Here is an 11,164-nt window from a genome sequence, read left to right on the forward strand (position 1 = left end):
CATAACCACTCTAGTAGAGCCGAAATTATTATCAAAGTCTTGTAAATAACAAGCCAATGTTTTATTTCTGTTTAGGTATAATCGGTTAATTTTAATGGATATTATCTGGAGGTCTAATAAATTGGCATTATCTAATGATTTTCAATGAATGGCAGTACAATATTACTAAAGCACAGATGAAGAAATTTGAGTTAGCAATGACTCAATATGCTAGTAAACCAATTCCAGAAGATGAAAACCAAAAACTACGCCTTGAGGCTCGTATTGATTCACTCAAAAGTCAAATTGAGGAGTTTACTGAAGAGATAAAAGAGTACGAAAATCTCAAAAATAATCAAGGTAAAATTGATAAATTGCAATATGATAGTTTAGAGAAATTACCAGAAGCACTCATTAAAGCGCGGATTATTCGTGGACATACTCAAGAAAGTTTTGCCAAACTTTTAGGAGTTAAACCTCAACAGGTGCAACGTGATGAAGCAAATGGATATGCTAGTGCTAGTCTGACAAAACTTTTGAAAATTCAAAAAACTCTTAACCTGGAAATTCGGGAGGAAATTATCTTTAAATAAAGGAGTATTAATTGTCAGGATTTAGGTGAGGAAAAAAGATCCCCGACTTCTTAGATCAATTTATGATTTATAGACAGAATAAGTAAAAGAAGTCGGGGATCTACAAATCCTGTTTGTATAATAATCTAAATGTAATACTTATTGTTTAAAATAACGTAGATTATTCCGATCTTGATATTTAGCAATATATTCCACATTTTGCTGTTCTAATTTTGATAGCAAACTCATTGGAAATTGGTTTGGCGAATATCGAGGATTATACCAAGACTGTTGGTTAAAATATTCTTGTAAACCTGGAGTATCAAACCTGCGACCCTTAACAGCAAAAACTGTATTTCGCATAATATCTAATTCATAACCATCTTTACCTGCTAAATCTGTTTCGGTAACTCGTCTTTGAGAAATCCAAAAATAATTCTGGGTATTTGCATTTGTGGTATTTATTGGTGATGTATTAGATATGGAGATATGAGAAATTTCTTTGAAAAACACCCGATTAGGTGATGTATTTGCATCTTTACTAGCAAGTACACAATAGGAATCTGAATTAATTTTTCCATAGGTCTTTAAGAAGTTGATGCAGTTTGTGAGATCACTAAACTGATTAGCATATACTTGATATAAGGGTTTATCTGATAGATTAGGATAATCTGGTATCCAGAATATTCCAGCTTGAGAATAACCCTTCACTTGTAAGTTGTCAGCTTCCTTGGTAGCAGTCTGTAAATCTGAAAAAGTAGAATCAGCAACAAAATAAATAGAATTATTTAGTGTAGATGAGTCTGATAATTGTTGATTGTTAGTTTCTGTTTTTGCGGAAGATGGAGGTAAGGGACTTTCGGAGTTAATAGGACTATTAATATTTGATATAGCGGTTTTTTGATTTTCTTGACTTGCGGATGAAGATACTGATGTATTTTTATTATTTGATGATTCAATAGGTAAAGGTGATTTATTAATAGCAAAGCCAATAATAATAGAGGCACCAATTAAACCACTGGCAATTATACTAGCAAGAATTATTCCACCTCTAGCGGTATTTTGATTAGTTTGATGAGAATTTTGGAGGTCATTACCTGAACTTACTACAATTGTATTTTCAAGTGATGAAGGAGATGGTACTGGAATAACCGCAGGTGTTGGGACAAAAGCAGGTGCAACGGGATTTGAGAGAGTTTGTAAAGCGGTCAACATCTCTCTAGCATTGAGATAGCGATCGCATGGATTATAAGAAATAGCTTTATCTAAAATATCTCCAAAATTAACATTCAAATAGGGTACAAAATGTCGCCACAAAATGTTACCCATATTTGGGTCAGTTGGTAAATCTTGAGGTATTTTGCCTGTTAATAAGCAAATTACTGTTAGTCCTAAACTATATAAATCACTAGCAAATATTGGTCTTCCTGCTATTTGTTCCATTGGCATAAATCCGGGTGTCCCTATGACAATAGACTGAATAGAATTGCCAGAAGGACTCATTTCCGTATTCATCGTCACCTTCACAGCCCCAAAATCTATTAACACTGGTTTGTTGTCAGAAGAACGTAAAATAATATTCTCTGGTTTAATGTCTCGATGGACTATACCTTTACCGTGAACATATTCAAGAATTTCCAAGATATTAATTAAAATTTCCTTAACTGTAACTTCATTAAATAACCCTTGTTGTTGTAACTTTTCCCTGAGAGTTTGTCCTTCAATATATTCTTGAACTAAATAAAATTCCCCACCTTCAGAAAAATAAGCATATAACCGGGGAATTTGAGTATTATGATCGCCAAGTTCTTCTAAAACAACCGCTTCCTTCTGAAACCTTTCTTGTATCAGTTGGTATAGTTGGGGATTATTAATCACTGGCATAAGTTGTTTAATCACACACCGCTTACCCGAAGGCATTTGAGTATCTTCTGCCAAAAATGTTTTTCCAAACCCTCCAGTACCCAGTACCCGCAATACCTGATAACGATTATTCAATAGTGTCAGTGTCATATAACTTTACTCTTGGTTGAGGTTTTCGCTGATTTACGCAAAGTTATCCTTGATTTTCCAAATATTATCACCTTTCCGCAAGACTGGGAATATTAATTGACTTTAACACCAATATCTACACCATCACTTTTTAGTTGTCCATCTTCCATATAAACGATGCGATCAGCTATATCTAAAATACGGTTATCATGGGTGACTAGCAAAATAGTACAATTTTGTTCTTTAGCTAACATTTGCATTAATTCCACCACATCCCGACCGGATTTTTTATCTAATGAGGCTGTGGGTTCATCTGCTAATACTATTTTGGGGTGACTGACTAAAGCGCGGGCGATCGCTACCCGTTGTTTTTGTCCACCTGATAAATACTCTGGGTAGGAATTAATATGTTCTCCTAAACCAACGTGTTCTAACATGGCTGTAGCTTTGGCGTTAATATCTCCTTTGAGGTAATTTTCATGCAACTCTAAAGACATTCGCACATTTTCTTTTGCTGTCAAAAAACTCATCAAATTATGTGCCTGAAAAATATAACCAATTTGACGACGTAATTTAGTTAATTGTCCTTTAGTTGCACCTGACATTTCCTGTCCTAATATTTGTAAACTGCCATTTTGGGCAGAACGTAAACCCCCCATTAATGATAATAGGGTAGTTTTGCCCGAACCAGAAGGACCGGTCATAATGACAATTTCTCCAGCCTTAATCTCTAAATTAATATCAAATAAGACTTGTTTTTGCAGCGCACCTGTACCAAAATAATGATTAAGATTAGCCACAGAAATCACTGTTTCTGAAGTCGAGTTAAGTGCAATAGTTGGAGTTGTAAAATTAAATGTCATAAATTTTCTCCTTAGAGTATGCTGCCAATATATCTGTATTTAACTGCGTGTATCTGTGATCAATTTTCATGATTTCTCTCTTTTAAAACGAACAAATATTCTGACTCGGTGACTCGGTGACTCCTGAATTCTTATTTTAAAAAATATCCGCAGGATCAGCAGAACGGAGTTTTCTCATAGCAATTGCACCAGAAATAGTACACATAATTACCGTTAATATAAAAACATTAATTGCCCGATCTACTTTCATAGCTATTGGTAAAAGAGTTGCGGCAAAAGTTAATTGATATAATCCGAAAGATAGGAAAAATGCAGGTAAATATCCTAAAGCAGCTAACAATAATGCTTCTTGTAATAAAACTCGCAATAAATAATTATCAGTATAACCCATTGCTTTGAGAGTGGCATATTCTGGTAAATGATCAGAAACATCAGAATAAAGAATTTGATAAACAATGACAATACCAACAATAAAACCAACTATCACACCCAAACTAAAAATAAACCCAATACCTGTACCATTAGCCCAATAAGTTCTTTCTTTTTGAGCAAATGTTTCTGGAGTACCAACTTCAACAAAGGGTTTTTGAGGATCTGGATTTAATCCTATTTGTAGTTGTTCCCTAACTTTTTCAATATCAGCACCAGGTTGAAGAGTGATTAAACCAACTTCAATTTGATCAGCTTTGCGAGTGGGAAATAATTGTAAAAAAGTAGAATCACTAACTACTACATTCCCATCCGCAGCAAAGGAAGCACCATTTTGAAATAAACCCTTAATACTGACATTTTTTCCGCTTAATTCGGCATTAAACTTGCCAGTTTCCCGAAAAGTCTTCCCAATCTCTCCATATTCTGGACGACTGGCTTCATCAAACAAAACTTGATTTAATTGTTTAAGATAGTCTTTTTTAGCTTCGACTTCCGGAAATTTTAATCCAGGTGTAGTCGGATCTACACCCCAAACTAAAATTGCTCGATCCATTCTTGTTACAGGGTTCCGCCATTGTCCGGTACTAATGTAAATAGAACTAACTGATTTTACACCGTTATAACTTAATGCTTGATAAAGTTTTTCTCTCGAAAAACTTTTAACTGAAAATAGGGTTTGAAATTGAGGGTTAATTAATACCAAATCCGCTTGTAAATTGCGGTGAGGTTGAACCGCGGCATCAAATAAGGCACTTTCAAAACCCATCTGAATAAATATTAGCATATCCGCGAAGGTAATTCCTGCGACTGCCACCACAAGCCGCGTTTTTTCTTTCATTAATTGTCGCCAAGCTAGGGGCGTTTTCCGAAATATGTTTTTAATCATGGGTTTTATTCTCTGCACCTTGATGAGAAATTAATTACAATTTAATTGCTGTTTGTACTTGTAAATTAGTTAAGCTAGAAACTTTTTGACTATCTTCAGGATTGAGGCGAATTTTAACTTCTACAATGCGACTATCTAAATTTTCTCCTGGTTGATCACTAAAAACATTTTGACGTTTAACTTGTAAGCCAATTTGCCAAACTGTACCTTGTAATTCTCCTGTAAATCCTTGACTGGTAACTGTGGCTTTTTGTCCTACTTTTATTTTACTAATATCAGTTTGATAAACTTCTGCAACTGCTATCATAGTGCTAGTTTGGGCAATGTCAGCAATACCTTCTTTATCAATTTTTTCACCGACTTTAGTATGAATTTTGAGAATTTGTCCACTCATGGGAACCCGAATATAAGCTGCTTCTAGTTCAGTTTCTGCTCGTTTGAGATTAGCGATCGCACTTTCCACTTCTGTTTGCGCTAACTCCACATCCACAGGCCGAACTTCGGCAATACTATTCAGTTTTGCTTTGGCTGCACTAATTTGTTGATTGCTAGTAGTATTAATACGATTAAGAGCAACTCTGGCTTCTGCTAATTGTTTATTGGCTGTAGTATTAATCCGGTTAAGAATAGCTTCAGATTCACTTAATATCTGTTTAGCAGTTTCTACATTTAAACGTTTACTATCAATTACAGAGTTAGAAATTGCTCCTTCAGAAAATAATTTTTGATAGCGTTGATATTCTGATTCTGCATTTTTAAGTTCTGCAGTTAATTTATTAATAGTTGCTCCTTGAGCGATTCTATCACCATCCCATTGGGCAGTGATACGAGCAATATTTTCTATTTGGGCTTGCTTATCTCCTGAATATTGTGCCTTAATTCGTTCAACAATTGCTGCCTGTTCTTTAATGTCTCCTGATTTTGCACCAGCTTTTATTTGTTGTAATTTAGCTTGGGCAACTCTGACTTGTTTCTGTGCTTGAATAACAGCATTTTTTAAAGGATCACGGGATTGTAAAATAGCAATTACCCGTCCTGCTTGAACATTATCCCCTTGTTTAACTAATATTTCCGCAACGCGATCGCCATCTAATGCTAAAGGTGCAGATAACTTAATTATTTCTGTTTCCGGTTCTAATCTTCCTAAAGCGCTAACTTGTAAAATAGGTTCATTTACCTGAACTTTATTCACAGCCGTTTTAGCCGGTTGTCCAAAATTGGTAATTCCATACATCACCATTCCACCTGTAATCGCAGTAGCGACAACTATTAAAGCAATTAAACCTTGATTAACTGGTTTCAAAAACAGTTTATAACTCATACTAATGACTCTGATTAAGAAATTAATTACTCAACAGTGATATCTAGTTAGTTATTGATATCAAACTAGGATTTCTTATCCAAATATGCTGTTAACATTTCCCCTAAAATTTGGCATTGTTTGTGAAAATCAATATTTTCATTCCCCCATAATTTCTCTAGAACTACACCATTGACAAAACTTAAAACAAAGGATGCTAATACCGTATCTTGAACACCCAATAAATCACAAGCTACTTGCTGACATCTTTGATTAGCACGTTTAAAAACTGCACTATTATTCAGCATTATTTTTGCATCTTGATGTTGACAAAAATCAATCCAGATATAAGTCCACTTAATTAAATAATCCTCATTTTTCACCAGATATTGACCCAAAGCTGTCATCAATTCTGATAAGTTATTTTTACCTCCAAATTCTGTTAAAGCAGCAATTACATCCTGCTGACTAATTTCTTCCACCAACTGCTCAAATAAAGCTTGTTTATTGGGAAAGTAATGATACAAAGTCCCAGTGGAAACCTCTAAACCAGCAGCAATTTGCCGCATAGTAATGGAGGCATAGCCTTTAGCAGCAAATAAATCGAAACATTTACCCAGTAACTCTTGGCGGTATTGTTCATGATCAACAATTTTCGGCATGAGTCGGTTTTATATCGAACGTTTGTTATATTAAATTTTATGATAATTTTCAGATATTTGTCAATATATCTTTACAAAATAGATATCTGAGTTAAAACGGTGTTTTTACCTGTAAATGTAAGATTTTTTCTACATGAGGATGCTGAAAACGCAACTCCCTAGCGTGTAGATATAATCTATTAGTATCAGCGCAACAACCATAGAGTTTATCGCCCAAAATAGTCATTCCCAGTCCTCTACTATCGGCAGCATGAACCCGTAATTGATGAGTACGTCCCGTCAGGGGGACAAATTCCACACGAGTATAATTTCCTTCCCTCGCCATCACCCGGAAGTGAGTTAGACTTGGTTTACCCCGTTCCATATCCACTTGTTGATAGGGGCGATCGTCAGGATTTCCCCATAAAGGTAAATTAATGTTACCTTCCTCAATAGTCAGACAACCTCCAAGAACAGCTTCATAAACTTTATGAACTTGTCTTTGTGCAAATTGTTGACTTAATTGAGAATAAGTAATTGCATTTTTAGCAATTAATAAAATTCCCGAAGTCTCTTGATCTAAACGATGGACAGCAATTAATTCTTGATTATAGAAATAACGTAAACGACTAATTACACTATCTTGATTATGAGAATAACGACCAGGAACAGACAATAAACCTGATAATTTATTCACAGCAATTAACCATTCATCTTCATAAATTATTTCTGGTTTATTTGGCTTCAGTCCTGATAGTAAAAAGCCCATTAATGGCTGACATCTTTCTTCACAAGCACCATAAAATTCTCCTTGAACTTTATTCTCTACCGTCGAATTACCCCACCAAAACTCAGCCATAGCTAAAGGTTTTAAGCCATGAGTAGCTGCATAATGTAATAATTTAGGAGCGCAACATTCACCAGTCCCAGTGGGTGTTCCATCTGGAAATAATTGCTGTAAGGATTGAGATTTTCCATAAAAATTAGTCAAACTATATGCAGCGTGCATTTGTGTTTGTAGTTTCCGAGATAGTTGTTTACGCTGTTGTTTTAGTTCTATAATTTTCCGATCTGCGGTGGCTATAATTTCCTGTAATGGCTGTAAAATTTCCTTTTGACGACGTTTAATATCCCGGCTTTCTCTTCCTTCCTGACGACTTTCTGCTTCCAGTTTAGCCAAGGCAGTTTCTAGGGATGCACCTGTCAGAGTTTGATAAAATTCTTGCCGTTGTTCCTGTCGTTTAAGTTTGCTATGATGATGTTTTAAACTAATAGCTTCTAATAGTGGGGTATATTGGGTCAATAGAGTTTGATATTCTTGTCTTGCAGGGAGTTGTTGCAAATTAATAATGTGTTGTTTAATTACTTCTAATTCTGCTAAAGTCTGATTTTCTAAATCAGTAACTTCTTCTCTACCGGGAATTGGTGTAACCCAACCTGAAAGGATACTTTTACCATCTAATAAACCCGAAAATGCTTTAATAACTCTTTGTTCACCATTAGGCAATTCAATTAACAAAATACCATACATTTTTCCTTCCTGGGAATAAAGATGATTTTGTGTCAGTTGTTCCATTAAACTATTGGCTATAGCTTCTGCTAAAGGGGTACGAGGTAATTTCAAGATTTCGCCTGTTTCGGGACAATAGCCTTGATAGTAATAATTTGGTGGGGCATCAGTAATGATAGAATTAGAGTTAATAAAATCTGTAAGGGGATGAAGCATAATCATCAATTATTAATATGATACATAATTTTATAAGTAGCCAGTTTTTATCTAAATTGCTGATATTAGTTGGGAAGCTGTTTATTTTTTGGATGTTTGTCTATTTTACAATACCTCTAATTTTGCTCATCCCAGCAATTATTTATCATCCTGTCGGCTATTTTATCCTCAGTATCGGATTTTTGTTTTTACCCTTCATCTTGATGTATGTTTTTATAGATAAAGATTTTCAAAAAGTTTCTCACTTGCTTTCTGTAGTAACCAGTCCTAAATTTTATCCTCATAAACTGGATAAAATGATTGCTGGCATTACCAAATATTTGATTTTAGCCTTTATCTTATCAATTCCATTTTTGGCATTTTTTCCATCATATCAAATTCAAGATTGGATTTATTGGCATCCTCAACATAGACCAGAAAATTATGATCAATTAAGTCAGTATTTAAAAGCTAAAGACTGGAAAAACTCTGCTGAAGAAACACAGTCGTTAATGTTGAAAATTACCAATAGAGAAAGGAAAAAATGGTTAAGTACAAGAGCTATAGAAACTTTCCCTTGTAATGCTTTACAGAATATAGATAAATTATGGTTAAATGCTAGTGACAATAAATTTAGTTTTAGCGTACAAACTCAAATTTGGCAAGAGGAAAATCATGGAAAAATTGATTTTAATTATGAAGTAGAGCAAAGATTTAAGCAAAGAGTAGGATGGAACAAAGAAGAAATACAAAATACAGAATCTAATTCTCAATTATCCCTAGATACCCCCAGAGGACATTTTCCTAAACCTGTAGGAATATCCTTTACTAAACCTTGTGTCGGTAGTTTAGATAAGTTGTGGTTTGGACAATCTGTAGGTTGTTATCATAAGATATTTATTCGCATCAATAATTGTCAATATTTAGGGGAAAGATAATATTAAATCCTTTAAAGTTGGACTGATATCCATGTTAACTGACCTCAAAGGGAAAATAAGGCATACATCTATTTTCTAGTGTGGGCGATCGCTCTACAGTATTCTTGTGCATAAAGTTAAGATAGATCAAATTCAAGGTTAATATTATACATAACTTTATTCTTGTTTTTTAAACCATCCTCTTGCATAAAAGAATACAGAACACAGCAAAAATAACAAAATAACTAGAATAACAAGAGTTACAACGAAGATAATAATCGAAACTGCAAGATTGAAGATAGCTCCAAGCAAATCAACTAAATTAGCTGGTCTATTAAAGAAATAAATAATTGAGAATAATTCATTGAAAGTATTAGCAATATTGCCAATTAAATTTAATAAATCTCCCCAAATTGACTGAAAAAACCCTGGTATATTTAAGCGATTATTGACGTTTAATCTTTGACGCTCTAACCAGTAAGAAGATGCTTTATAGCAAGTTTGATCAGGTAGTTTAACTTTTATTTTAACAGCTACTCCTTGAGAATAATAATCACAGAAAATAAAATTGTCCTCACTTCTGTTCAAGTACCTAAAATATTCATTTCTGCGACGGACAAAATTCTTTTGTTCACAAGACCTCTTCAAATACCAAGGCTGGTTATCACAGTTATTTGCTGACACTTCAATTGGGTGAAAAGCGGCAAAAAGCACTGTGCCACAGAGTATTAAAGTTGAAGAAAACTCTGAGGAATAATCTACTTCTTCATCTGGTACTTTAAGCTCAATGATTTACCTGTCCACGACAGTTATTGCAATGAGCTTTTGCTTTGCTATTGGCATAATTGGATAAATTTGACATATAAGCTGATTTCATCAACTCTTTTATTATAGGATGCGTGTACATTTGACTCAAGTAATTTCAACTAATGCTTCACCTGAAGATAAAATCTTCAAAGCTTCCAGTAAATTTGCGCTCAAAATCTCTCTCAGTCTAGCATTTGAAGTATTACCACAGGTTAACCAAATGATTTGGGGGGGTGTTCCCAGACGTTCAACTAAATCAATGAAGTCGCTATCCTTGGTTATAAAGATAACACCTTGAGCTTTTGCTGCTGCAAAAATTTCCTCATCTTCAGCATCTCTTAGTCCCACATCACGCAAAGCTAAAGTAGTTATACTGAATGTCTGAGTAATCCAAGTAGCAATAGATGGTGATAAATGTGCATCAACCCAGATTATCATGCAACTAACACCGGATGATTGAGTTTTCGTGAAGCGTATAAAAGTGCTGCTTTGAGATCATCCGCTTCAAGATCCGGCATTTCTGCTAGAATTTCTTCAGCACTTAAACCAGACGCAAACAAATCTAATACATCTGATACCCTAATTCTCATCCCCCGAATACAAGGACGACCACCACATTGTTTAGGATTAATTGTAATTCTTTTCAGTAAGTTTGACATATAAGCTAATTTCATAAACTCTTATTTTCAGCATAAATCAAGTTTGTAAAATCTGCAACTTAATTAATAAAAGTAATCCCCAAATTAAGCTAAAATAAAATAGACCTGTCCGCAATATATACAAAAAAATGGTAGAGCGGTAAATTGAAGATATACCGTGGCTCTACCAAACATGAAAAATATCATCCATTATATACATTTGCACCCAAAACGCGCTAGGGGAATACTGGGAATTAGCTATGATCAATTTATTTCATTGATGGAGCAGGCTTTGTTAGCTCATCAGGAGCAAAAAGCTCAGTTAGAAAAAGGTAAGTTGCGTGTTAATTCACCAGGTGGTGGACGTAAACCAAAATTAACAATTGAAGAAGAAATATGCCTGACACTATTTTATCTCAGGCAAATGCCAAC

At 34.5% G+C, this 11,164-nt stretch carries 12 protein-coding genes; 3 read left to right on the forward strand and 9 right to left on the reverse strand.

Annotated elements, in window-relative coordinates; genetic code table 11:
- The first annotated feature begins 134 nt into the window (after positions 1–134).
- Complete coding sequence (locus CUN59_RS12550; protein WP_104388167.1) at positions 135–572, forward strand: helix-turn-helix transcriptional regulator; 438 nt, start codon at positions 135–137, stop codon at positions 570–572.
- A 138-nt stretch (positions 573–710) separates the two neighbouring features.
- Here the strand turns inward: CUN59_RS12550 and CUN59_RS12555 are convergent, their stop codons facing one another.
- The 6 genes from CUN59_RS12555 to CUN59_RS12580 form a co-directional block, all read right to left on the reverse strand.
- On the reverse strand, positions 711–2,564 hold the full coding sequence (locus tag CUN59_RS12555; protein ID WP_104388168.1) for a protein kinase domain-containing protein: 1,854 nt from the start codon (positions 2,562–2,564) through the stop codon (positions 711–713).
- A 92-nt stretch (positions 2,565–2,656) separates the two neighbouring features.
- On the reverse strand, positions 2,657–3,406 hold the full coding sequence (locus CUN59_RS12560) for a DevA family ABC transporter ATP-binding protein (protein WP_104388169.1): 750 nt from the start codon (positions 3,404–3,406) through the stop codon (positions 2,657–2,659).
- A 136-nt stretch (positions 3,407–3,542) separates the two neighbouring features.
- On the reverse strand, positions 3,543–4,724 hold the full coding sequence (devC, locus tag CUN59_RS12565) for an ABC transporter permease DevC (protein WP_104388170.1): 1,182 nt from the start codon (positions 4,722–4,724) through the stop codon (positions 3,543–3,545).
- 34 nt (positions 4,725–4,758) lie between these two features.
- Entirely contained in the window at positions 4,759–6,045 is a 1,287-nt protein-coding gene (locus tag CUN59_RS12570; RefSeq protein ID WP_104388171.1) for an ABC exporter membrane fusion protein, read from the reverse strand.
- Between the two features lie 65 nt (positions 6,046–6,110).
- Entirely contained in the window at positions 6,111–6,686 is a 576-nt protein-coding gene (locus CUN59_RS12575) for a TetR/AcrR family transcriptional regulator (RefSeq protein WP_104388172.1), read from the reverse strand.
- 91 nt (positions 6,687–6,777) lie between these two features.
- Positions 6,778–8,397, reverse strand: a complete 1,620-nt coding sequence (locus CUN59_RS12580) for an RluA family pseudouridine synthase (RefSeq protein ID WP_104388173.1) — start codon at positions 8,395–8,397, stop codon at positions 6,778–6,780.
- A 116-nt stretch (positions 8,398–8,513) separates the two neighbouring features.
- On the opposite strand from CUN59_RS12580, the gene CUN59_RS12585 reads away from it, so the two are divergent.
- Positions 8,514–9,308 (forward strand): GUN4 domain-containing protein, encoded by a 795-nt coding sequence (locus CUN59_RS12585; RefSeq protein ID WP_165790192.1) that lies wholly within the window; start codon positions 8,514–8,516, stop codon positions 9,306–9,308.
- Positions 9,309–9,464: 156 nt separating this feature from the next.
- Here the strand turns inward: CUN59_RS12585 and CUN59_RS12590 are convergent, their stop codons facing one another.
- The 3 genes from CUN59_RS12590 to CUN59_RS12600 form a co-directional block, all read right to left on the reverse strand.
- Entirely contained in the window at positions 9,465–10,001 is a 537-nt protein-coding gene (locus tag CUN59_RS12590) for a hypothetical protein (protein WP_104388175.1), read from the reverse strand.
- Positions 10,002–10,199: 198 nt separating this feature from the next.
- Complete coding sequence (locus CUN59_RS12595; RefSeq protein WP_104388176.1) at positions 10,200–10,532, reverse strand: DUF5615 family PIN-like protein; 333 nt, start codon at positions 10,530–10,532, stop codon at positions 10,200–10,202.
- Positions 10,529–10,753: a DUF433 domain-containing protein gene (locus CUN59_RS12600; RefSeq protein WP_104388177.1), complete on the reverse strand. Its 225-nt coding sequence runs from the start codon at positions 10,751–10,753 to the stop codon at positions 10,529–10,531. Before CUN59_RS12600 ends, CUN59_RS12595 begins: the two co-directional genes overlap by 4 nt.
- Positions 10,754–10,925: 172 nt before the next feature.
- On the opposite strand from CUN59_RS12600, the gene CUN59_RS21105 reads away from it, so the two are divergent.
- Positions 10,926–11,164: helix-turn-helix domain-containing protein (locus CUN59_RS21105; protein WP_165790193.1), on the forward strand; the 239-nt coding region annotated here is incomplete at its 3' end.

This window comes from Cuspidothrix issatschenkoi CHARLIE-1 (assembly GCF_002934005.1).
In the GTDB taxonomy this organism is placed as follows: domain Bacteria; phylum Cyanobacteriota; class Cyanobacteriia; order Cyanobacteriales; family Nostocaceae; genus Cuspidothrix; species Cuspidothrix issatschenkoi.